Consider the following 21,219-nt stretch of genomic DNA (forward strand, 5'->3'; position numbering starts at 1 on the left):
GTTTCAGCGCATCGAGCGATCCCCCGCCGGGGCTCAGGCGTCGATCGTCGACATGTCGCCGTATCGGGCGCCGACCACGGCATCGCGCGGCACGGCCGTCGCGAGCGCGTCGAGGTCGGCGTCGCTGAGCTCGATGGCCGCGGCCCCGACGTTCTCCTCGAGGTAGGTGATGCGCTTGGTGCCGGGGATCGGGGCGATGTCCGAGCCCTGCGCCAGCACCCACGCCAGCGCGAGCTGACCAGCGGTCGCACCCTTCTCCTCGGCGATCTCGCGCACCTTGGCGACGAGGGCGAGGTTGGCGTCCAGGGCCTCGCCCTGAAAACGCGGGAAGTATGCCGTGCGTCGCGAGTCGTTCGGGTCGAGATCCGCTTCGGCCGTGATCGCACCCGTGAGGATGCCGCGACCCAGGGGTGAGTAGGGGACCAGCCCGATGCCGAGCTCGCGGATCGTGGGCAGGATGTCGTCCTCGATGTCGCGGGTGAAGAGCGAGTACTCCGTCTGCAGGGCCGTGATCGGGTGGACGGCATGGGCCCGGCGGATGGTGTCGGACGAGGCCTCCGAGAGGCCGAGGTGGCGGACCTTGCCCGCGGCCACCAGCTCGGCCATGGCGCCGACGGTCTCCTCGATCGGGACGTCCTTGTCGACCCGGTGCTGGTAGTAGAGGTCGAGGTGGTCGACGCCGAGGCGCTGGAGCGAGGCGTCGGCGGCGCGGTGCACGTAGTCGGGGCGGCCGTTGACGCCGAGGCTGGTGCCGTCCTCCGTCCGCTCGTTGCCGAACTTCGTGGCGAGGACGACCTCGTCCCGGCGCCCGGCGATGGCCTTGCCGACGAGGCGCTCGTTGGTGAAGGGGCCGTACATGTCGGCGGTGTCGAGGAAGGTCACGCCGAGGTCGAGGGCGCGGTGGATGGTCGCGATGCCGGTGGCTTCGTCGCCGGTGCCGTAGAACTCGGACATGCCCATGCAGCCCAGGCCGAGCGCGGAGACGGAGAGGGCAGCCGGGCCGGTGCCCAGGGTGCGAGAAGGAAGGGTGGCGGGGTGCGTGGTCGCGTCGTTCGATGTCATGACATCGAGTCAACGGCTTCGAGCGCGCTCGAAGTCAAGAGCCGCTCGAGCGGCAGGACTACTCCGCGTCGACCTCCACCTTGGACCGGTAGATGCCGATCTTGTTGTCGATCGCACCCAGGTGCTCGGTCACCTCGGCCAGCTGGGTGAGGACCCGGGCGCGGTGAGCCTTGAGCAGGTCGAGCCGCTGGGCCTCGTTGCCGGTCCCGGCCTGGCACAGCGCGGCGTACTGCTTCACCTCGCGAATCGGCATGCCGGTGGCCCGAAGTCGGGTCAGCATCGTCACCCACCGCAGGTCCGCCTCGCCGTAGACCCGATGCCCCGAGCTCGAGCGCGGAACCTCGCGCAGCATCAGGCCGTCGCGCTCGTAGTAGCGCAACGTGTGTGCGGTGAGGCCGGTCTGCTCAGCGGCCTCGGCGATCGTCAGTCCGACGGGTGGGGCGATGGTGCTCACTCGTCCATCCTCGACCTTCGAGTACACTCGAAGTCAAGGCGCTCAGAGGTGCTGGTGCATGACGTGCAGACCCACGCGTCCGTGGGCACGGCTCTCGAACGCCTCGGGCACGGTCCCGACGATCCTGAACCCCAGGTCCTGCCAGAGAGCCACGGCGGCGACGTTGGTCTCGACGACGGCGTTGAACTGCATGGCGGCGTAGCCCTGCTCGCGGGCCCACGCAAGGACCCACTCGCCCAGCGCCCGCCCGACCCCCTCACCACGCGCGGCCGACGACACCATGAACGACGCGGTGGCGACGTGCGACCCACGACCCGGTCGGTTGGGCCCGGTCTTGGCGGATCCCAGCACGGCGCCCGACGCCTCGTCGACCACGACCACGGTCACGCCGGGCGGCGACTCCACCCACCAGCCGCGGGCCTCGTCGATCGTCAGCCCGACGGGGTAGGCATAGGTCTCGCCCGCGTCGACCACCTCCGTGAAGGTCGGGAAGAAGTCGACCCAGTCCGCCTCGGTGATCTCCCGGATCATCATGGGCGGCGGCTCGTCGTGAACTCGAAGTCGAAGCCCTCCAGCCGGGAGACCAGTGCGTCGCCCAGGGCCACCGACGGTGTGAGCACGCCGCCACGAGAACCCAGCTCGTCCTCGACCAGCGACAGACCCGCTTGGCCGAGCATGACGGCCGTGCCCGAATAACCCGGGTCGTATGCCGCCGCCACCCGCGTGCGGTATCGCGCACCTGTCGTCGTGGTCGTCTCGACGTCCATGACGAAACGGCCCTTGGCCATCGTCTCGTCCGACGGCCCCTCGCCGGGCTTGGGCAGGACGCGGTCGAGCACCGACCGGGTGGGAGCCGTGGACATCCCGGCGAAGAGCCCGCCGAGGACGGCCGAGGTGAGCCCGGCCTTGACCGCGCCGAGTGGCCCGCGCCCGGTGTCCATGACCTCGTCGTAGCGGAACTCGCGACCGTAGGACCAGTCACTCAAGGCGTTGCTGCGACGCACGATCCGGGTGTTGAACGACGCCATGAAGAAGGGGGCGACCCAGCGCCCGGTGACCTCGTCGAAGCGGGTCCCCGCGGCGGCCTGCACCTTGTCGAGGGCACCAGAGACGCCGGTGGGCCTGGGCCCCGTGGGGCGGTTGCGCGACGGCGGCTCGGCCTCGCGGTCGGGGCTCAGGCCGTAGGGGTCGGTGACCGCACGGCGGCGGGCCTTGTCGGCGCCGGACTCGATGGCCTGCTGGCGCATCGAGTCGATCGTCCCGCCGCTGATGCCGCCGCGCAGCGTGCGCACGTGCAGCACGGTCTCGCCGAGGGTGCCTTCGCCGTCAGCAGCCACCTGCTGCGCGGTCCGCCACACCCCGAGGTCCGACGGGATCGAGTCGAAGCCGCAGGAGTGCACGATCTTGGCCCCGGTCCGCTCGGCCTCGCGGTGGTTGGCGTCGATGCTGTCACGCACGAAGAGGACCTCGCCGGTGAGGTCCGCGTAGTGGGTGCCCGCCGCAGCGCACGCGGAAGCGAGCGGCATACCCAGCTTTGCGTAGGGACCCACGGTGGTGACGACGACGCGCGTGCGACCGGCCAGGTCGACCACGGCCGCAGCGTCGGTCGTGTCGACCACAAGGAGCGGCCAGTCCGCTGCCGCGCCGGGCAGGGATGCACGCACGTCCGCGAGGCGTGACTCCGACCGGCCCGCCAGGGCGATGCGCACCGTCTCGGGCGCGTGCTCCGCGAGGTGGGCTGCGGTCAACCGGCCGACGAAACCGGTGGCGCCGACGAGGACGAGGTCGAACTCACGCGAGGTGCTCATCCCCGAAATCTAGGCGATCCCTGACGCCGCCGGACGACGGGTGCGAGGCGTGCGGCACAGTGGGTGCATGGCGAGAAGACCGAAGGTGCTGGCGATCGTCCAGGCGGGCGGCAAGGGCTCACGCATGGACGTCCTCACCCGCGAGCGGGCCAAGCCTGCCCTGCCGTATGCCGGGCAGTACCAGCTCGTCGACTTCGCCCTGTCGTCGCTGGCGCACAGTGCGGTCACCGACGTGTGGGTGTCCGTGCAGTTCCAGGCCACGAGCCTGCACAAGCACGTCGCGAACGGCCGGCCCTGGGACCTCGACCGCACCCGTGGTGGGTTGCAGTGGCTGCCCCCCGAGGAGGGGAGTGGCGCGGCCTCCCAGGATGGCTTCAGTGAGGGCAACGGTGACGACCTCTATCGCAACCTCGACGCGATCCGCGACTTCGGTGCCGACGTCGTGCTCGTCCTCAGCGCCGACTCCGTGTGCTCGGTCGACCTGCGCGACGTCGTCGACCAGCACCTCGACCGAGGCTCGTCGTGCACGATCGTCACTGCCGAGGTCATGCGCTCCCAGGCAGCCGACAAGGGAGTGGTGGAGGTGGACCGTGACGGTCTGGTCAAGACCTTCGACTACAAGCCGGAGAACCCCGCGACCACGACGGTCGCGGCCGAGATCTTCGCCTACGACCCCGCCCGGCTCTCGAGCGCGCTGGAGGACCTCAGGGCCGAGCGGGTCAACGCGGCCGATGGCGAGGACTCCGGCGTCGGCGACTTCGGGGAGCACCTCATCCCGCGGCTGGTCGACGGGGGCGACGTGCATGCCTTCGAACTGTCCGGCTACTGGCGCGACCTCGGCACGCCGAGCGAGTACGTCGCGGCACACCGTGACCTGCTCGCAGGTCGAGTCGACGTGTTCGACGACCCGGAGCGACCGATCCTCACGCGCTGGCCCGAGCTCCCGTCGGCGATGATCCATCGGGATGCCACGGTGAACGGCTCGGTCATCAGTGCCGGCGCCGACGTCGCGGGCACCGTGGTGCGCAGCGTCCTGGGCCCGGGGGTGCGGGTCGCCAAGGGCGCCGTCGTCGAGGACTCCGTCGTGTTCGCCCAGACGACCATCGAGGCGGGGGCCGAGGTGCGCGGTGCCATCGTGGACTCGGCGTGCACGATCGCACGCGGTGCCCGGGTCGGCGAGACCCCTCCCGGCACCCGCATCGGCGACGACCGTCTCGTCCTCGTCGGCCGGGACAGTCGGGTCGGTCGTGGCGTCGTCGTCCCACCGGGAGCCCGGCTCGAGCCGGGTTCGACCGCCTGACGCGCGAAAGCACCCCTTGGTGGGTAGCGGCGACGGCCGTCGAGCAGGTAGACAGAACGAACCGGCACCGAACCAGGCGCCGGCCCACACATGGAGGTACGCGATGACGCAGAACCCGACCAGTGGCACCACTCCCGACGAGAACCTCTCCGACCTCGGCCAGGCGCCCGCCGGCACCTCGGGACTCGAGACCGAAGGCCCCGCAGACAGCGGCGCGGGCGAGAGCGGCGCGCCTGACGAGCAGGACGGCGGCGCCGACGGCGGCGCGGACGACGCGGAGGGCCCGGCCGACAGCGGCGCGGACCAGTCGGCCGTCCCCGGCGAGCACGATGGCGGCGCCGACGGTGGGGCCGACGGCTCCGAGTGACCGAACCGCCCGAGAACCCGCGGTCCGAGACTGTCGTCTCGACCGCGGGTTCTCCTGCGCTGGCGCGACTTGTCGGTATGCCGCCCGCAGACTTCGCGTCCCGTGCCTGGTCCCGATCTCCGCTGCTGACCCGCGCCGCCGAGCTCCGTCGTGACTTCTCCGACCTCTTCGGCGCCGACGCGGTCGACGAGCTCGTGGCTGGCCGCGGGCTACGCACCCCCTTTGCCCGGATGGCGCGTGACGGGGCCACGTTGCCCGCCAGCCGGCTCACGCTCGGTGGCGGCGTCGGCGCCGGCATCGCGGATCAGCTGAGCGAGGACCGCATCCTGCGTGAGTTCGCCTCCGGCGCAACGCTGGTGCTCCAGGCACTGCACCGGACGTGGGCACCGATCCAGTCCTTCGCCGCTGCCCTGTCCGACGACCTCGGGCACCCGGTGCAGGTCAACGCCTATGTCACCCCACCGCAGAACCAGGGCTTCTCCGACCACTACGACGTCCACGACGTCTTCGTCCTGCAGATCGCCGGCGAGAAGCAGTGGCGCATCCGACCCCCTGTCCTCGAGGCGCCCCTGCGTGACCAACCGTGGGAGCAGCACCGAGCCGCCGTCGAGAAGGCCACCACCACCGAGCCGCTCCTCGAGGAGACCCTGAGCCCGGGCGACTGCCTCTACCTCCCGCGCGGCTACCTCCACTCCGCGACGGCCCTCGGCGGGACGAGCATCCACCTGACCATCGGGGTGCACGCATGGACTCGCCGCCACCTCGTGGATGCGCTGCTGGAGCGGGTCGGATCCCGCCTCGCGCAGGATGTCGAAGCCCGGCGGTCCCTGCCCCTGACGCCGGGCGGCAACCAGTCCTCGGAGGTGGCGTTCGGCGACGACGCCGAGGTCGTCCGGTCACTCGTGGCCAAGGCGCTGCAGGACGTCGGCGTGGACGAGCTCGTCGACGCGCTCCGGCCCAAGGTCCGTGCGGCCCGGCGCGCCGAACCACTCAGGGTCCTCAATCAGGCCGAGCGCGCCGGCGACGGCGAGACGACCTGGCGCCTGCGCGGTGGTCTCGCCGGTCACTGGGAGCACGACGGTGAGGGCGCCGTGCACGTCAGCCGCGTGGGTCGACTGAAGGTGACCGCTGACGAACGGGACGCGGTCACGGACGTGCTGGACGGCATACAGGATCCGAGGTCCCTGGACATCGAGCTCACGCGACGCCTCGCGCTCGCCGGCCTCCTCGTCCCCGTGGACGTCAGCGACGCTTGACCTGACCGGCGTCGACCTCCCACCGCTGGTCGAGGGCGACGTTCTCGAGGAGCCGGCGGTCGTGCGAGACGAGGAGCAGTGCGCCGTCATAGGAGGCCAGCGCCTCCTCGAGCTGCTCGATGGCGGGCAGGTCGAGGTGGTTGGTGGGTTCGTCGAGGACCAGGAGGTTGACGCCGCGCGCCTGCAGGAGGGCCATGGCCGCCCGCGTCCGCTCTCCGGGTGAGAGTCGCGACACCGGGCTCGTCACCTGGTCGGCGCGCAGGCCGAACTTGGCGAGCAGGGTGCGACGCTCGGCGGGGACGAGGTCGGGCACCGCCTCACCGAAGGCGTCGGCGAGGGCCAGGTCGTCCCGCAGGCCGGTGCGGGCCTGGTCGATCTCACCGACGGCGACGCTGGCGCCGAGGCTGGCGCTGCCCCGGTCCGGGCTGAGGCGGCCGAGGAGGAGGCCCAGGAGCGTGGTCTTGCCGGCGCCGTTGGGCCCGGTGATGCCGATGCGGTCGCCCGCGTCGACCTGCAGCGAGACGGGTCCGAGGGTGAAGTCACCGCGGTCCACGCTCGCCTCGTTGAGGGTGGCGACGACCGAGCTCGAGCGTGGCGCCTCTCCGATGGAGAACTGCAGGACCCACTCCTTGCGTGGCTCCTCGACCTCGTCGAGCCGCGCGATGCGTGACTCCATCTGGCGCACCTTGCGGGCCTGCTTCTCGGCGGAGTCGATGCTGGCGGCCCGCCGGATCTTGTCGTTGTCGGGGCTCTTCCTCATCGCGTTGCGCACGCCCTTGCTGCTCCACTCCCGCTGGGTGCGCGCTCGCGACTCGAGGTCGGCCTTGGTGCCGGCGAACTCCTCGTAGGCCTCGCGGGCATGGCGGCGGGCGACCTCGCGCTCCTCGAGCCAGGACTCGTAGCCACCGTCGTGGACGGAGACGGAGTTCTGCGCGAGGTCGAGCTCGACGATGCGGGTCACGCAGCGGGCCAGGAACTCACGGTCGTGCGAGACGAGGACGACCCCGCCTCGCAGCCCGGTCACGAACGCCTCGAGGCGGGCGAGCCCGGCGAGGTCGAGGTCGTTGGTCGGCTCGTCGAGCAGGACGATGTCGAACCGGCTGAGCAGCAGGGCCGCCAGCGCCGCGCGGGCGGCCTGCCCGCCCGAGAGCGAGGTCATGAGGGCGTCGCGACCGACGTCGAGGCCGAGCTCGCCGAGCATCGCCGGGATGCGCTCCTCGAGATCGGGGGCACCGCTGGCGAGCCAACGGTCGAGCGAAACGGCATACACGTCGTCTGCGTCCGGGTCGTCGCTGCCCAGGGCGGCCGCCGCCAGCTCCATCGCCTCGGTCGCGTCGGTGGCACCGGTGCGGCGGGAGATGTAGTCGGTCACCGTCTCGCCGGCGAGGCGCTCGTGCTCCTGGGGGAGCCAGCCGACGAAAGCATCGGCAGGGGCCGTGGCGACGCTGCCGGCCAAGGGTGTGGCCTCCCCGGCGAGGAGCCGCAACAACGTGGTCTTGCCGGCCCCGTTGGCGCCGACGACCCCGACGACGTCGCCGGGCGCCACTGTGAGGTCGAGGTGCTCGAAGAGGGTCCGGTGGGCGTGCCCTCCGGACAGGTCCTTCGCCACGAGGGTTGCACTCACTCGCTCAGCCTAGGTGCACGGGACCGTGGACCCGGACCTCGATATGCACGTCGGTGCGAACCGCGCTCGACGTGGTCAGCCGTGTAGGCATGGTGGCGCGGCTGGCCACGCTCTGCGCGGGTGGACCGTCAGCTGGGTATGCCGTGCAGCTGGGTTCGCAGGGCGGCGTACCGTCCGCGGAGCTCGGCGACCCGTTCGCTCATCCTGGCGTCCGGCTCGAGGACGGCATCAGTCTCCACCGTCCAGTCGGCCACGTCGGTGCCGAGGAGCGTGGCGGCGGCCTGGCGGGCCGCTCCGAGGGCGACGTACTCGCCCGAAACGGGCACGTGGACCTCGGCTCCGAAGAGGTCGGCGGCCATGGACTGCACCGCGGCGGAGGCGGACGCGCCGCCGATGAGGAGCACACGCTCGACGCGAACTCCCTGTCCCCGCAACGCATCCAGCGCCTCCGCGAGGTTGGCCAGCATGCCCTCGACCACGGCGCGAGCGAGGTTCTCGGGGGAGGCGTTGCCGCGGGTCAGGCCGGAGAGGGTGCCGGTGGCCGTGGGCAGGTTGGGGGTGCGCTCGCCGTCGAGATAGGGGAGCAGGGTGAGGCCGCCCGCGCCGGGTTCGGCGGCCAGGGCGAGTCGGTCGAGCTCCGCGAGCTCCACGCCCAGCATGGACGCGCCGGCCGTGAGGACCCGCGCCGCGTTGAGGGTGGCGAGCAGCGGCAGGAAGCCGCCGGTGGCGTCGGCGAACGACGCCACGGCACCACTGGCATCGGCAATGGCGGCGTCGTGGCGGGCAAAGGCCGTGCCGCTGGTCCCGAGGGAGATGACGGCGTCGCCCGGGCGCAGGCCCAGCCCGAGTGCGGCACCCATGTTGTCGCCCGTGCCCGGTGCGACGACGAGTCCGGACTGGGTGCGTCCGGCCGCCTCGGTCGGCCCGAGGACCCGGGGCAGCTCGATCTGCCGGCCGATGGCGAGGTCGAGGATCTCGGGGAGGTAGTCGCCAGAGCCCGTGGACCAGTAGCCCGTGCCGGACGCGTCCCCACGGTCCGTCGTCCACGCCTCGAAACCGCTGCCCTGCTTGAGGATCTGTCCGGTCAGCCAGTCGTGAGGGAGCACGCAGGCTCGCGTGCGCTCGAGGGACTCGGGCTCCGAGCGGTGCAACCACCTCAGCTTGGTCACCGTGAACGATGCGACCGGCACGACGCCGACCTCACGCGCCCACCGCTGCGCCCCACCGAACTCCTCGATGAGGTCGGTCGCGTCCTGCGCCGAACGCGTGTCGTTCCACAGCAGCGCCGGTCGCACGACCTCGTCGGAGTCGTCGAGGGTGACCATGCCGTGCTGCTGCCCCCCGACAGCGATGGCGGAGACCCCGTCGAGCAGACCGCCACTCGTGGCGGACTCGTAGGCCGTCCACCACTTCCCCGGGTGGATCTCGGTTCCGTCCGGGTGCGACGCGCGGCCCTGCCGGACGACCTCGCCGGTCTCTGCGTCACAGACGAGCACCTTGCACGACTGGGTCGAGCTGTCGACGCCGGCCACGAGCTGCTGATCGGAGGTCGAAGGCATGACAGCATCCTCCCTGACGCGAGGTGATCTCGCACGGATCAGCCACGGAGCGGCCGGTCCTGGTCGGCAGCATCGGCGGCGGGGAGTGCTCCCCACTGACGCGTGCGCGGATCCGTGCTTGGATTCCGAGAAGGTGTGTCGCTACCGAGTGGCCGCCATGTGGGGAGGGAGTGCTGATGGTCGATCCTCAGGATCTCTATCGCAGGCTCGTCTCGGGCAGCTCCGCCACGCTCAGGGGCGAGGCGGACGTCGTCGGTGACGCGATGAAGAAGGTCAACGAGGCATCGACCCGCGTCGCCGAGGCCGCAGACCGCCCGCAGTGGACCAGCGCGGCCTCCGCTGGCTACCGCGTCCGAACGGCAGGGGTGAGCCAGGGCATCGAGGTCAACTACTTCGTCCTCGGGCGGATCCAGACCGCCCTGACCACCAGCGCCAACGAGTACGACGTGATGGCCGGCAACGCCGACACGGTCATCGCTCACTGGCGCAACCGGCCCGCTGGGCTCAACCCCGTGATCAAGGGCCTGCTCGCCCTGGTGGTCCACGGCCGGCTGCTCAGTGTGTCGGCGGACTACAACACGCGGCTGGGGACCGTTGCCGCGTTCGCGTCGGGCGAGACCATCGACCCCAGCTCCCTCGACGCGGACACCCTGGAGTGGCTGCAGTCCGGCATGACCCAGACCGCCGAGTGGTTGCGGGAGAACGGTGGTGGCTTCGGACCGCTCATCCCGAACCTCGGGGTCTCGGGCGACGGCCGTGGCCTCATCCCGCAGGGGCTCGGTCTCGACCCTGACACGGGGTGGATCATCCAGACGAGCTACTCCAAGGACGAGGGCCAGAACTCGACGCTGTCGATGGTCGACCCGACCACGGGTCAGGAGATGGTGGACGTTGAGCTGGGTGGCCACGGCAACATCACGACTCCCGACCACGCCGGTGGGGTGGCCTCCGACGGCGAGTACACCTACGTGACCTCGAGCGGGGAGCCCTCGCACGTCTTCACCTACCGCAACTCGGACCTGATGAGCGGCGGCAGCGCACCCGTCGACCCGATCGGGCCACCCACGCAGCTGCCCAACGGTGCCGGCGCCTACGGCACCCTCAGTGACGGCGCGCTCTACGTCGGGACACACAGCGAGGACATCGGGGGTGGGGGCAACGCCTACGACGGCGAGGACGACGACGGCAGGCTGTACCGCTACCTTCCGGACGGGCGCGGTGGGTGGACGCAGGACACCGGCTTCGGGGGTGGCAGCGGCTACGTGCACACGCCACCGCAGGCCCAGGGCGTCGTCGTGCGCGACGGGGAGTACGTCTTCTCCACCTCTCTCGGCCGCACCGAGCCCGGACGGCTGATCACCCAGGAGCGTCAGGACGACGAGTCGGGCAACGGCAACCGCGGTGAACCCTACGAGCTGCCCAACATGTCCGAGGGGATCATCGAGCTCGACGGCCAGATCATCACGACCTACGAGTCGGCGGCCGACGAGTACGGCCCTGACGGCTCCGGCGACGACGAGCTGTGGGCCAACCCCTACATGACCCAGACCTCGCTGGCCGAGCTGGGGCTCAGCGAGGAGGTCGACGTCTCACCGGAGACGTTGCGCGGTGCGGCCTCGGACCTGGACACCGCGGCAAGGCCCCTCACGGGTGCCGCCAACCTCGTCGGGGGCATCACCGTCGCAGCGAGCAGCCTCGGCGAGGTCCCCGCCGCGACAACGCTGGCGACGGCCCTGAACAAACAGCTGGGCCAGTCGGAGCGGAGCCTGGACACCGGAGCGCGCGCCGTCCACCGGGCGTCGGCGACCCTGTCGGGCAATGCGCGCACCTACACCGGAACCGATGACATGGCCGCGGAAGGGATCCGTCGTTTCGGACCTACGTTGTCGTGATCACCCGTCCCAGGTGATGACGACCTTGCCGGAGGCGCCCGCGGCGGCGACGGCATACGCATCTGCGGCGTCGGCGAGCGCGAAGCGGTGGGTGACGATCCGCTCGGGGTGCTCACCCCATCGGGCGAGCAGGTCGAGCAGCTCGGCCATGTGACCCAGGGACGTCACCCAGGACCCGTGCATCGTGATCTGGTGGTGGATGAGCAGGTCCGAGACGGGGAAGGTCATCTGGCCGCCCTCGCCCACCATGACGCAGTGGCCCCGGTTGGCGGTGTTCGAGAGCGCTGCGAGACGCGCGTGCTCGTTGCCGCTGCAGTCGATGCTCACCTCGCACCCCCGCCCGCCCGTCGCGTCACCGACGGCGTCAGCCAGCTCGCCGGGATCGGTGACCACGACGTCGACGAGGTCGAGCTCGCGGGCCAGGGCAGCGCGTTCGGCGTTGGGTTCGAGCCCGATGACGGTCGCGGCACCCAGGTGCCTGCCGAGCATGGCTGCCGCGAGCCCGACCGGACCCAACCCCGTGACGAGCAGCCGGTCGCGACCGCTGACGCCGGCGCGGAGCAAGCCTTCGTATGCCGTGCCGAACCCGCACGAGACCAGCGCACCATCGACGTGGGTCACGCCCTCGGGCAGGCGCAGGCACGACACCGACTCGGCAAGCATGAACTCGGCATGTCCGCCGTCGCGCTGCCAGCCGTGGGCCGCGCGGGTCGGCGCGGTGCAGCCGATGGGATAGCCGATGCGGCACTCGGCACACGCGCCGCAGCCGGTGATGTGATAGACCGCGACCCCGTCGCTCACCTCGAGCGTCGTGACCCCCGGGCCGAGCTCGACGACGTCGCCGCAGGGCTCGTGGCCGGCGACGACACCTTGGTAGGCCTCGGCTCCGTGGCCGAGGTGCTCGCGATAGATCGCGCGGATGTCACTGCCGCACACCGATGATGCGCGCATCCGCAGCAGCACCTGGCCCGGCCCGGGCGTCGGCACGTCCACCGTCACGTGCTCCACCGTGCTGTCGCCCGGCAACCGCACCGCCGCCATCGTCCTCATCCGGCGGTGACCTCAGCCGTCGCCACCGGGTGGATGATCGACTTGATGGCCTGGGGGTCGGTGCGGGCGGCGGTGAGGGCGCCCTCGGTGCCTTCGAGGTCGAAGTGGCCGGTCGCCAGCGGCCTGAGCGTGACCCGACCAGAGGCGACGAGGTCGATCGCGGTGGGCCAGGTGTTGGCGTAGCGGAAGACACCGGTCACCCACAGCTCGCGGTTCTGCACCTCTCCCAGCGGCAGCCCGAGCGTGTCGCCGCCCATGCCGATGAGCACGACCCGACCAGCCGGGGCCGCCACCCGGATCGCGGCCTGCGTCGAACCCTCGTGACCCGAGCACTCGAGGACGACCTCGGGACCGGGGCGGCCGGCATACGCCTCCGCCAGGGACGTCGACGACACGTCCACCGTCCTCGTGGCTCCCAACGAGGAGGCCACCGACAGACGGTGCGCGTTGACGTCGGCCACGACGACCTCCGAGGCGCCGAAGGCCACCGCGACCTGCGCGGCCAGCTGGCCGACCGGCCCGGCGCCCGTGACGAGCACCCGCACCCCCGGCGCGACCCCAGCCCGTCGGCAGGCCCAGATCCCCACGGACAGCGGCTCGAGCAGGGCGCCCTCGTCGAGCGAGACCGAGTCCGGCAGCGAGAACGCGAACGACGACGGGTGCACGACGTACTCCGCGAGGGTCCCGTCGATCGGTGGCGTCGCGTGGAAGGCCATGTCGGGGCAGAGGTTGTAGTGCCCACCCAGGCACTGCGCGCACGAACGGCACGGAACGCCCGGCTCGATCGCGACCCGCTCACCGACGCGTGCCGGGTCGACCCCGGTCCCCACCGCCACGATGACGCCGGCGCTCTCGTGCCCCAGCACCAGGGGACCCGTGACGACGAGGTCACCGATCCGGCCATGGTCGTAGTAGTGCGTGTCGGATCCACACACGCCGACCGAGCGCACCTCGATGAGCACCTCGCCGGCGGCGGGCGTGGGCACCGGACGCGACTCCATGACGATCGACCCCGGCTCGGCCAGGACGGCCACCCTCATCGACTCGGGCAGCCGGTCAGTGGTCATCGATTGGACTCCAGATCCTCGAGGGTGGTGCGAGCGCCATTGTCGTGCAGCGACTTCAGGAACGCGATGTATGCCGTCGTGAAGGGCTCGTTGTCGACGAGACTCCCGAAGAGGTCCCGGTCGCGCAGGAAGGCGAGCTCATCCTCCTCGTACTTCCGGGCGGCAGCCATCACCCTGTCACGGTGCCGGTCGACGACCTCGATGGGCTCCCCCGACTCGTCGACTCCCTCGGCGTAGCGCGCCCACGACGCCACGACGAGCGCCGATCGCTCGAAGCCGCCGCCGGCACCGAGGTTCGCCTGGATGACGGGGACGAGCCACTTGGGGATGCGGTCCGAGCTCTCCGCACAGAGCCGGGCCAGGGTGTCGCGGACCTCGGGGTTGGCGAAGCGCTCGATGAGCTGTCGCCGATATACGCCGAGGTCGACGCCGGGGACCTCGGGCAGCGTCGGCGAGGCCTCCTCCTGCATGTAGCCCAGGAGGAACTCGGCAAAGAGGGGGTCCTGTGCCACCTCGTGCGCATAGCGGTAGCCGGACAGGTAGCCGAGGTAGCAGAGCGCCTGGTGGCTCGCGTTGAGCAGCCGCAGCTTCATCAGCTCGTAGGGCACGACGTCGTCGACGATCTGCACCCCGACGTCCTCGAGTGGCGGTCTGCCAGACGGGAAGTGGTCCTCGAGCACCCACTGGGTGAACGGCTCGCACACCACGGGCCACGCATCGTCGACTCCGAAGGTCGAGGCCAGGGCCGCGATGTCCTCGGCTGAGGTGACGGGCGTGATCCGGTCGACCATGCAGTTGGGGAACGCGACGTTCTCCTCCATCCACGCCCCCAGGTCGTCGTCCACCAGCCGGGCGAACGCCACGATCATCTTCCTGGCGACGTCACCGTTGCCCGGGAGGTTGTCGCACGACATGACCGTGAACGGGTCGGTGCCGGCCGCCCGGCGCCGCCGCGCGGCCTCGACGACGAAGCCGAACATGCTCTGCGGCATACCCCCGTTGTCAAGGTCTGCGGCCAGGTCGGCCTGCAGGACAGGGTCATTCGCATCGAACTCCCCGGTCACCTGGTTGACGTGGTAGCCACCCTCGGTGACCGTCAGCGACACGATCCGGGTCGCCGGGTCGACGAGCCGGTCGAGCACGGCTGACGGGTCGTCGGGTGCGAAGAGGTAGTCGACCATCGACCCGATGACCCGCGGCTCGAGCCGACCGTCCGGGTGCTTCACGACGAGCGTGAAGAGGTTGTCCTGAGCCGCCATCGCGTCACGCATCCGGGCATCACCGGGCATGAGACCGACGCCGACGATGCCCCAGTCGAGGGCCTCGCCCTGGTTCATGAGCAGGTCGAGGTACATCGCCTGGTGTGCCCGGTGGAAGCCGCCGACACCGAAGTGGACGATGCCGGGGGTCACCGTCGAGCGGTCGTATGCCGGCCGCCCCACGTCCTCGGGCAGCTCCCCGAGCGTCGTCGAAGAGAGCTTCACCCGTTCCGACGTCGAGCGGCCCGGCGTCACTTGACGGCGCCCATCGAGAGGCCCTGCACGAGCTTGTCCTGCGCGGCGAACCCAGCGGCGAGCACCGGCAGCGAGACGACGAAGGAGGCCGCACACACCTTGGCGAGGAAGAGGCCCTGACTGGTCACGAACCCAGTCAAGAACACCGGAGCGGTTCCCGCAACGGTCCCGGTGAGGACGCGAGCCAGGAGCAGCTCGTTCCAGCTGAAGATGAAGCAGATGAGCCCGGCCGCGGCGATGCCGGGCATGACGACGGGCGCGATGATCTTGCGCAGCGTCACGAGGAGCGAGGCGCCGTCGACCTGGGCCGCCTCGAGCATCTCGACCGGCACCTCGGCGAGGAACGACCTCAGCATCCAGACCGCGATCGGCAGGTTCATCGACGTGTAGAGGATGATGAGCAGCCAGATGTTGTCGAGCAGGTTGAACTGCTGCGCGAAGAGGTAGATGGGCAGGATGCCCGCGACGATCGGCAGCATCTTGGTCGACAGGAAGAAGAAGAGGACGTCGGTCCACTTCTTCACCGGCCGGATCGACAGGGCGTACGCCGCGGGGAAGGCCAGCGCGAGCACGAGGATGGTCGACACCACGCTCGCCGTGAGCGAGTTGGCCAGCGGCGGCCACGGCCCGGCGTCGAAGAACGCCCGGTAGCCGTCGAGGCTGAGCGGCGCGAAGACGCTCGGCGGGTTGGTTGCCGCGTCCTCCTCCTTGTGGAACGACGTGAGGATCATCCACGCCACGGGCAGGGCGAACAGCAGGCCGCACGCCCAGGCCGCGACCGTGAGCAGGATGTGCGACTTGGGGCTCTGCGCATGGTTGATCGGCTGCCGCGGCGCATCCGGGTGGGCGACCCGCGCTCCGTCCTTGTAGTAGGCCTCGGGCTCGAGGCCCTGCCGTTCGGTGGTGCTCATGACTTGTTGTCCTCCTGGAAGAGGCTGAACGCGGTTCGCAACGCGAGGGTCGCGATGATGATGGTGCCGACGACGACGACAACGCCTGCGGCAGAGGCGCGCCCGTAGTCCTGGGCGGTGTAGAAGGTCTGGTAGATGAAGTACGGCAGGTTCGCCGTGCCGAGGCCACCGGACGTGATCGTGAAGACGTGGTCGAAGTTCTGGACGACATAGATCGCGCCGAGCAGACCGCTTAGCTCGATGTACTGCCTCATGTGCGGCAGCGTCATCGTCCGGAAGATCTGCCACGAGCTGGCCCCGTCGATCCGCGCGGCCTCGACGACGTCGAGCGGTCGGGACTGCAGACCGGCGAGCAGGATGAGCATCATGAAGGGCGTCCACTGCCAGACGAGGGCGGCGATGATCGCGATGAGCGGGTTGTTGCTGATCCAGTCGGGCTGGGGGGCGTCGTCGCCCAGGACCGTCGTGAGCAGCCCGTTGAGCAGCCCGTACTCGGGGTTGTAGAGCGCGTGCTTCCACAGCAGCGCCGCCGCGACGGGCACGACGAGGAACGGCGTGATCATCAGCGTTCGCACGATCCCGCGACCCATGAACCTGCGGTCGAGGAGGAGCGCGATGAGCATGCCCAGCACCAGGCTGATGCCGACGACGGACACCGTGAGCACGATCGTCACCATGACCGCGTTGCGGGTGTTGCTGTCGGTGAAGACGCGGGCGAAGTTGTCGAAGCCCGCGAACCCGCGCTCGTCCGGGTAGTAGGCGTTCCAGTTCATGAACGACACCACGATCGTCGCGACGAACGGGAGCTGGGTGAGGATGACGACGAAGATCAGGGCCGGCAGCAGGGGCGCCCGCCGGGACCAGTCACCCGCCTTGGCCAACCGGGTCGCCCGCTCGGCGTTCTCCTGCGGCGTCCTGCCCGAGGTGTCCGAACCGGCAGCCGACGACGGCAGGGGACTGTCCGGCATACCCGATGTCCTGACGTCCGAACTCATGATCCACTCCTCGTCTGGTAGCGCTCGGCGACGTCCTCGGCGAGGTCCTGACCGCGGTCGAGGGCCTCCTTGACGGTCATCTGTCCGGCGATGGCGGAGCTGACGTCCTGGCTCACCTGGGTCCCGAGGTCGGGGAACTCGGGGATGTCGACGAACTGGATGCCGATGGCGGGTCGCGGCTGGACGCCGGGGTTCGTCGGGTCGGCCGCCTCGATCGCGGCCCTCGTCGGCTCGGCGAACGCAGACGCGACCTTGAGGTAGTCGGCGTTCTCGTAGGTCGAGGCGCGCTTGCCGGCGGGGACGCTGGTCCAGCCGATCTCCTCACCAACGAGCTGCTCGTACTCCTTGCCCGAGGCCCACGAGATGAACTTCCACGCGTTGTCCTTCTTCTCGCTGGCCTGCTGGATGCTCCACGACCAGGCATAGAGCCAGCCGGCGGAGTCGGTCTCGACGACGGGCGCCGGCGCGTAGCCGAACTTGCCCTTGGTGGGCGAGTCGTCGGCCTCGAGCGAACCGGCGGCCGAGGTCGCGTCGTACCACATGGCGACGTTGCCCTGGACGAGGTTGTTGAGGCACTCGGTGAACCCGGACTGCGGAGCGCCGTTCTGACCGTGCTCGCGGACGAGGTCGACGTAGAACTGCACCGCCTCGGTGAACTCGGGGGAGTTCACCTTGGGCGTCCAGTCCTTCTCGAACCACGTGCCGCCGAACGTGTTGACGACGGTCGTGAGCGGCGCGAAGATCTGGCCCCACCCCGGCTGGCCACGCAGGCAGATGCCGGCCATCCCCGGCTCGGCGCCGTCGACCTTGGCCGCGATGTCCGCGACCTCCTGCCACGTCGGCTTCTCGGGCATCGTGATGCCCTCTGCGGCGAAGACGTCCTTGCGGTACATGAGGAACGAGCTCTCCCCATAGAACGGCTGCCCGTAGATCTTGCCGTCGCTCGACAGCGAGGTCGTCATGGGCTTGAGGATGTCGTCCTGGTCGAAGTCGGGGTCGCTGGCGATGTAGTCGTCCATCGGCGCGATCCACTTGGCCTTGGCATAGATCGGGATCTCGAAGTTCGACAGGGACGCCACGTCGTACTGGCCGGCCTGGCTCGAGAACTCCTGGCTGATCTTGTCGCGCACGTCGTTCTCGGGGAGGACGGTGAAGTTGACCCGGATGCCGGTCTCGGCCGTGAAGTGCTGGGCGGTGAGCTTCTGCAGGTCGACCATCTGGGGGTTGTTGACCATGAGGACGTCGATCGAGTCGGCGCCGCCACCGCCCACCGCGCCGCCACCCCAGCCGGCGCAGCCGGTGAGCGCCAAGCTGACCGCCCCGGCCGTCGCGACCGCGGCCCACCTCCCGCGTCGTCTGCCATGAGTCGGGGTATGCCGTGTGCTTCCGGGCATCGTCGCCCTCCTGTTTCGCCGTCGCCGTTGACTGTCGAGCCGTGTGGTCGTTCCCACTCGTGCGCTCAAATGAGCGAGTATGGTGCACACATGAGCCTGTCGGGAAAGTGCCGCCCTGTCAACAGGTCAACTTGTCGTCGCGCGAGCGGAAGGCAGTGTCCGGAGGTGGCCTCCGGGACACGAGGCCGCTGGGAGGATGGTGCGCGTGCCTGAAGCCCTCGGTCCCTCGGAGGCCGTCCTGGCTGCCGCCGTGGCGCGGCGGCACCTCATCGACGGCGAGTCCAAGGTCGACCTCGCGACGTCGCTGGGCATCAGCCGCTTCAAGGTCGCCCGGCTGCTCGAGTCCGCTCGGGAGAGCGGCATGGTCAAGATCGAGATCGTCTCGCCCCTGGGCATCGACACCGACCGGTCGGCGGAGCTGCGGGAGGTCCTGGGACTCCATCACTGTGTCGTCGTCCCCGGGTCGGGCGCCGAGGCCGACCCGGGTGTGTCCGCCGCTGCCGCAGCGCTGCTCACCGAGCTCGTGACCGACCGCGACGTCCTGGGCCTGCCGTGGAGCCGCTCCGTGAGCCGCATGGTCGATGCGCTCGAGCGGCTCCCGGAGATCCCCGTCGTGCAGCTCAGCGGCGCGATGGTCACACCCGAGGAGGACAGCAGCTCGGTCGACGTCGTGCGCCGCGCGGCCCGGATCGCCGGAGGTGGGCGCCACGTCTTCTACTCCCCCCTGCTCCTGGACGACGCCGCGAGCGCCGAGGTGATGCGGCGCCAACCTCCCGTGCGGGAGGCGCTCGACCACGTGGCCGACGTGACCCTGGCCGTCATCGGGCTCGGGGCCTGGGCCCCGGACGTGTCGACCATCCACGACGTCCTCAGCCCGGCCGAGCGCAGAGGGGTGACCCGGGCCGGGGCCGTCGGCGAGGCGGCCGGGGTCTTCTTCGACGCCGAGGGCGTCGTCGTCGACACCCCGCTCACGGCCCGGATCGTCGGGCTCACGGGAACCCAGCTGCACGGCATACGCCAGGTCATCGCCATCGCCCACGGGGCGGAGAAGGTCGCGGCCATCGGGGCGGCCGTCCGGGGTGGGCTCATCCACTCACTGGTCACCACGGCCGAGACCGCCGACCTCCTCCTCGCCCGTCACTGACGAGTCGACCGGTCAGGAGCTGGCGCGGGCTGGCTGCCCGAGGAAGCCGGCGTCGGTGAGGTTCTGGACGAGGGACTCGTCGAGCGGGGTGAACCCACCGCCGAAGCGCTCGGCCGTCTCGGAGGCGTCGACGAGGAACGGCCGGTGGAACTGGTAGGCCATCTCCAGGGTGGCCTTGGCCATGGAGCTGAAGACCCCGGCCCCTTGCACGGCGAGGCGGGGCAGGTGGCTCAACCTGACCGGCGGCCACCCCGCGATCGTCCCCGCCCGCTCGGCGAGCACGCGGACCGACACCGCGGGAGCACTCGGCACCAACCAGTAGCGCCCGTGGAACTGTGGGTCGAGGGCTGCCTCGACGAGCAGCCGACCGGCATCGCCCGGGTTGGTCCACGTGTGGGGAGCGTCGAGGTCGGCCGGCACGAAGGCCCGCTTGCCCTGAGCCGCACGCGCATAGACGAGCAGGCTGACCAGCGAGGGTCCGGCCCCGACGTAGTCCGAGCCGCGCACGGCCACGGCACCGGAGATGCGGCCGGACTCGACCGCGGCGAGGAGGTCCTGCCACATCCGCATCCGGATCGCGCCCTTGACGCTGCTCGGTCGGTCGGGCAGGGCGGCCGACATCGGGACGTCGACGGGCCCGAACGGGTAGAGGTTGTCGACGACCGCCACGACGGCGCCGGAGCGCTCGGCGGCGGTGAGGATCGAGGCCGCGAGCGGCGGCCAGGTCGTCGGCCAGGCGTTGTAGTCCGCCGGGTTGAGGGCGTTGTAGATGACCTGCGCACCCTCGGCGACCGCGGACAGGGCTGTCGCATCGGCGACATCCGTCCGGACCCGGGTCGTGCCTTCGGGACCTCCGCCGGAACGCGTCACCACGGTGACGTCCTCACCTCGCTCGAGCAGGTTGGTCGCGATCGCCGATCCCACCGGTCCCGCTCCCAGCACCACGTGTCGTGCCATGTCCACTCCTGACCTCACGGCTCGCCCAGGTTGAGAGAGCACTGCTCTCACAATGTAGGGCCTCGTACGCGACTTGGCAAGAGCAGTGCTCTCTCAGGGGAGCGGTGCTCGCTGAGTCGTGCCAGAATCGAGTGATGACGACGACGCGAGAGCGGCTCCGGGCGGAGACGCTCGAGGAGATCAAGGCGGCGGCGCGGGCCCGCCTGGCCGTCGACGGTGCCAACCTCTCGCTGCGGGCCGTGGCCCGGGACGTCGGGCTGGTCTCGTCGGCCGTCTATCGCTACTTCCCTTCGCGCGACGCCCTGCTCACCGCCCTGATCATCGACTCCTACAACGACATGGGTGAGGCCGTCGAGGCCGCAGAGGCCGCCCAGCCACGCGAGGACCTGCACGCCAGGTTCGTCGCGCTGGCCGGGGCGATCCGCGACTGGGCGCTGTCGTCACCGAACGAGTACGCCCTGATCTTCGGTAGCCCGGTCCCGGGCTACGCCGCCCCCCAGGACACGCTCGCCCCGGCCATGCGGGTGACCACGGTGCTCGCGGGCCTCCTCGCGGACGGGCTGGCCAGTGGCGCTCTCACCGACCCGGGCGACCCCGTCGACGAGGAGCTCGCCGTGGACCTGGCCGCCCTCACGGCGGCGCCGCCGTTCGTCGGTGTGCCGCTCGCGCTCATGGCCCGCGGCATGGCGGCCTGGTCCGCGGTCTACGGGTTGGTGAGCTTCGAGCTGTTCCATGCCTATGGGCCGCTCACCGCTCCTGCCGCCCTGTTCGAGCACCAGGTCCTTGGGATCACGCGCCAGATGGGACTCGTTCCGCCCAGCGGCAGGGCGCCTCGACAGCGCGCGCGGGGCACGTAGCATCGAAC

At 70.6% G+C, this 21,219-nt stretch carries 19 protein-coding genes; 6 read left to right on the forward strand and 13 right to left on the reverse strand.

Going from position 1 to position 21,219, the window contains the following annotated elements:
- Window positions 1-33: 33 nt before the first annotated feature.
- From ACFQW8_RS09140 to ACFQW8_RS09155, 4 genes are read right to left on the reverse strand one after another with little or no spacing between them, the layout of a single operon-like run.
- Window positions 34-1,062 carry an aldo/keto reductase gene (locus ACFQW8_RS09140; protein WP_380086703.1) on the reverse strand — a complete coding sequence of 343 codons (1,029 nt, stop codon included), beginning with the start codon at window positions 1,060-1,062 and terminating at the stop codon, window positions 34-36.
- Between the two features lie 58 nt (window positions 1,063-1,120).
- Window positions 1,121-1,516 carry a MerR family transcriptional regulator gene (locus ACFQW8_RS09145; RefSeq protein WP_380086705.1) on the reverse strand — a complete coding sequence of 132 codons (396 nt, stop codon included), beginning with the start codon at window positions 1,514-1,516 and terminating at the stop codon, window positions 1,121-1,123.
- Between the two features lie 42 nt (window positions 1,517-1,558).
- The gene (locus ACFQW8_RS09150; RefSeq protein WP_380086706.1) at window positions 1,559-2,050 is read right to left on the reverse strand and encodes a GNAT family N-acetyltransferase; all 492 of its coding nucleotides are present in this window, start codon (window positions 2,048-2,050) and stop codon (window positions 1,559-1,561) included.
- On the reverse strand, window positions 2,047-3,324 hold the full coding sequence (locus ACFQW8_RS09155) for a saccharopine dehydrogenase family protein (protein ID WP_380086708.1): 1,278 nt from the start codon (window positions 3,322-3,324) through the stop codon (window positions 2,047-2,049). The genes ACFQW8_RS09150 and ACFQW8_RS09155 overlap by 4 nt, the downstream gene beginning before the upstream one ends.
- A gap of 67 nt (window positions 3,325-3,391) precedes the next feature.
- Here ACFQW8_RS09155 and ACFQW8_RS09160 point away from each other — a divergent pair, with 67 nt between their 5' ends.
- From ACFQW8_RS09160 to ACFQW8_RS09170, 3 genes are all read left to right on the forward strand, one after another.
- Window positions 3,392-4,624 carry a glucose-1-phosphate adenylyltransferase family protein gene (locus ACFQW8_RS09160; protein ID WP_380086710.1) on the forward strand — a complete coding sequence of 411 codons (1,233 nt, stop codon included), beginning with the start codon at window positions 3,392-3,394 and terminating at the stop codon, window positions 4,622-4,624.
- A gap of 103 nt (window positions 4,625-4,727) precedes the next feature.
- A complete protein-coding gene (locus ACFQW8_RS09165) occupies window positions 4,728-4,991 on the forward strand; it encodes a BatC protein (RefSeq protein ID WP_380086713.1) in 264 nt (87 codons plus the stop codon).
- Entirely contained in the window at window positions 4,988-6,247 is a 1,260-nt protein-coding gene (locus ACFQW8_RS09170; protein WP_380086714.1) for a cupin domain-containing protein, read from the forward strand. The genes ACFQW8_RS09165 and ACFQW8_RS09170 overlap by 4 nt, the downstream gene beginning before the upstream one ends.
- On the opposite strand, the gene ACFQW8_RS09175 is transcribed toward ACFQW8_RS09170, so the two are convergent.
- Both ACFQW8_RS09175 and xylB read right to left on the reverse strand, forming a co-directional pair.
- Entirely contained in the window at window positions 6,234-7,871 is a 1,638-nt protein-coding gene (locus ACFQW8_RS09175) for an ABC-F family ATP-binding cassette domain-containing protein (RefSeq protein WP_380086716.1), read from the reverse strand. The genes ACFQW8_RS09170 and ACFQW8_RS09175 overlap by 14 nt on opposite strands.
- A gap of 128 nt (window positions 7,872-7,999) precedes the next feature.
- Window positions 8,000-9,430, reverse strand: coding sequence for a xylulokinase (gene xylB / locus ACFQW8_RS09180; RefSeq protein WP_380086718.1), 1,431 nt, complete (start codon window positions 9,428-9,430; stop codon window positions 8,000-8,002).
- Window positions 9,431-9,606: 176 nt separating this feature from the next.
- On the opposite strand from xylB, the gene ACFQW8_RS09185 reads away from it, so the two are divergent.
- Complete coding sequence (locus ACFQW8_RS09185) at window positions 9,607-11,322, forward strand: hypothetical protein (protein ID WP_380086721.1); 1,716 nt, start codon at window positions 9,607-9,609, stop codon at window positions 11,320-11,322.
- Here ACFQW8_RS09185 and ACFQW8_RS09190 read toward each other — a convergent pair whose 3' ends face one another.
- The 6 genes from ACFQW8_RS09190 to ACFQW8_RS09215 are packed head-to-tail and all read right to left on the reverse strand — an operon-like array spanning window position 11,323 to window position 18,253.
- Window positions 11,323-12,372 (reverse strand): zinc-binding dehydrogenase, encoded by a 1,050-nt coding sequence (locus tag ACFQW8_RS09190; RefSeq protein ID WP_380086722.1) that lies wholly within the window; start codon window positions 12,370-12,372, stop codon window positions 11,323-11,325. It lies immediately after the preceding gene.
- Window positions 12,369-13,439, reverse strand: coding sequence for an NAD(P)-dependent alcohol dehydrogenase (locus ACFQW8_RS09195; RefSeq protein WP_380086724.1), 1,071 nt, complete (start codon window positions 13,437-13,439; stop codon window positions 12,369-12,371). The genes ACFQW8_RS09190 and ACFQW8_RS09195 overlap by 4 nt, the downstream gene beginning before the upstream one ends.
- Entirely contained in the window at window positions 13,436-14,923 is a 1,488-nt protein-coding gene (locus ACFQW8_RS09200) for a mannitol dehydrogenase family protein (RefSeq protein WP_380086726.1), read from the reverse strand. The genes ACFQW8_RS09195 and ACFQW8_RS09200 overlap by 4 nt, the downstream gene beginning before the upstream one ends.
- Before the next feature lie 26 nt (window positions 14,924-14,949).
- On the reverse strand, window positions 14,950-15,864 hold the full coding sequence (locus ACFQW8_RS09205) for a carbohydrate ABC transporter permease (RefSeq protein ID WP_380086729.1): 915 nt from the start codon (window positions 15,862-15,864) through the stop codon (window positions 14,950-14,952).
- Entirely contained in the window at window positions 15,861-16,859 is a 999-nt protein-coding gene (locus ACFQW8_RS09210) for a carbohydrate ABC transporter permease (protein WP_380086731.1), read from the reverse strand. The genes ACFQW8_RS09205 and ACFQW8_RS09210 overlap by 4 nt, the downstream gene beginning before the upstream one ends.
- The gene (locus tag ACFQW8_RS09215) at window positions 16,856-18,253 is read right to left on the reverse strand and encodes an ABC transporter substrate-binding protein (protein ID WP_380086733.1); all 1,398 of its coding nucleotides are present in this window, start codon (window positions 18,251-18,253) and stop codon (window positions 16,856-16,858) included. Before ACFQW8_RS09215 ends, ACFQW8_RS09210 begins: the two co-directional genes overlap by 4 nt.
- A 205-nt stretch (window positions 18,254-18,458) precedes the next feature.
- Between ACFQW8_RS09215 and ACFQW8_RS09220 the strand changes: the two genes are divergently transcribed.
- The gene (locus tag ACFQW8_RS09220; protein ID WP_380086735.1) at window positions 18,459-19,397 is read left to right on the forward strand and encodes a sugar-binding transcriptional regulator; all 939 of its coding nucleotides are present in this window, start codon (window positions 18,459-18,461) and stop codon (window positions 19,395-19,397) included.
- 12 nt (window positions 19,398-19,409) lie between these two features.
- Here the strand turns inward: ACFQW8_RS09220 and ACFQW8_RS09225 are convergent, their stop codons facing one another.
- Window positions 19,410-20,354 carry an NAD-dependent epimerase/dehydratase family protein gene (locus tag ACFQW8_RS09225; RefSeq protein WP_380086737.1) on the reverse strand — a complete coding sequence of 315 codons (945 nt, stop codon included), beginning with the start codon at window positions 20,352-20,354 and terminating at the stop codon, window positions 19,410-19,412.
- A 134-nt stretch (window positions 20,355-20,488) separates the two neighbouring features.
- On the opposite strand from ACFQW8_RS09225, the gene ACFQW8_RS09230 reads away from it, so the two are divergent.
- Window positions 20,489-21,211: a TetR/AcrR family transcriptional regulator gene (locus ACFQW8_RS09230; protein WP_380086739.1), complete on the forward strand. Its 723-nt coding sequence runs from the start codon at window positions 20,489-20,491 to the stop codon at window positions 21,209-21,211.
- Window positions 21,212-21,219: the final 8 nt, after the last annotated feature.

Source organism: Knoellia altitudinis (genome assembly GCF_042666355.1).
Classification (GTDB): Bacteria; Actinomycetota; Actinomycetes; order Actinomycetales; family Dermatophilaceae; genus Knoellia; species Knoellia altitudinis.

What these genes read in the sequence shown, in the direction of transcription:
- ACFQW8_RS09140 (WP_380086703.1), bottom strand. Translation starts at nt 1,062, where the DNA reads ATGACATCGAACGACGCGACCACGCACCCCGCCACCCTTCCTTCTCGC.
- ACFQW8_RS09150 (WP_380086706.1), bottom strand. Translation starts at nt 2,050, where the DNA reads ATGATGATCCGGGAGATCACCGAGGCGGACTGGGTCGACTTCTTCCCG.
- ACFQW8_RS09155 (WP_380086708.1), bottom strand. Translation starts at nt 3,324, where the DNA reads ATGAGCACCTCGCGTGAGTTCGACCTCGTCCTCGTCGGCGCCACCGGT.
- ACFQW8_RS09160 (WP_380086710.1), top strand. Translation starts at nt 3,392, where the DNA reads ATGGCGAGAAGACCGAAGGTGCTGGCGATCGTCCAGGCGGGCGGCAAG.
- ACFQW8_RS09165 (WP_380086713.1), top strand. Translation starts at nt 4,728, where the DNA reads ATGACGCAGAACCCGACCAGTGGCACCACTCCCGACGAGAACCTCTCC.
- xylB (WP_380086718.1), bottom strand. Translation starts at nt 9,430, where the DNA reads ATGCCTTCGACCTCCGATCAGCAGCTCGTGGCCGGCGTCGACAGCTCG.
- ACFQW8_RS09185 (WP_380086721.1), top strand. Translation starts at nt 9,607, where the DNA reads ATGGTCGATCCTCAGGATCTCTATCGCAGGCTCGTCTCGGGCAGCTCC.
- ACFQW8_RS09190 (WP_380086722.1), bottom strand. Translation starts at nt 12,372, where the DNA reads ATGAGGACGATGGCGGCGGTGCGGTTGCCGGGCGACAGCACGGTGGAG.
- ACFQW8_RS09195 (WP_380086724.1), bottom strand. Translation starts at nt 13,439, where the DNA reads ATGACCACTGACCGGCTGCCCGAGTCGATGAGGGTGGCCGTCCTGGCC.
- ACFQW8_RS09205 (WP_380086729.1), bottom strand. Translation starts at nt 15,864, where the DNA reads ATGAGCACCACCGAACGGCAGGGCCTCGAGCCCGAGGCCTACTACAAG.
- ACFQW8_RS09210 (WP_380086731.1), bottom strand. Translation starts at nt 16,859, where the DNA reads ATGAGTTCGGACGTCAGGACATCGGGTATGCCGGACAGTCCCCTGCCG.
- ACFQW8_RS09215 (WP_380086733.1), bottom strand. Translation starts at nt 18,253, where the DNA reads ATGCCCGGAAGCACACGGCATACCCCGACTCATGGCAGACGACGCGGG.
- ACFQW8_RS09225 (WP_380086737.1), bottom strand. Translation starts at nt 20,354, where the DNA reads ATGGCACGACACGTGGTGCTGGGAGCGGGACCGGTGGGATCGGCGATC.
- ACFQW8_RS09230 (WP_380086739.1), top strand. Translation starts at nt 20,489, where the DNA reads ATGACGACGACGCGAGAGCGGCTCCGGGCGGAGACGCTCGAGGAGATC.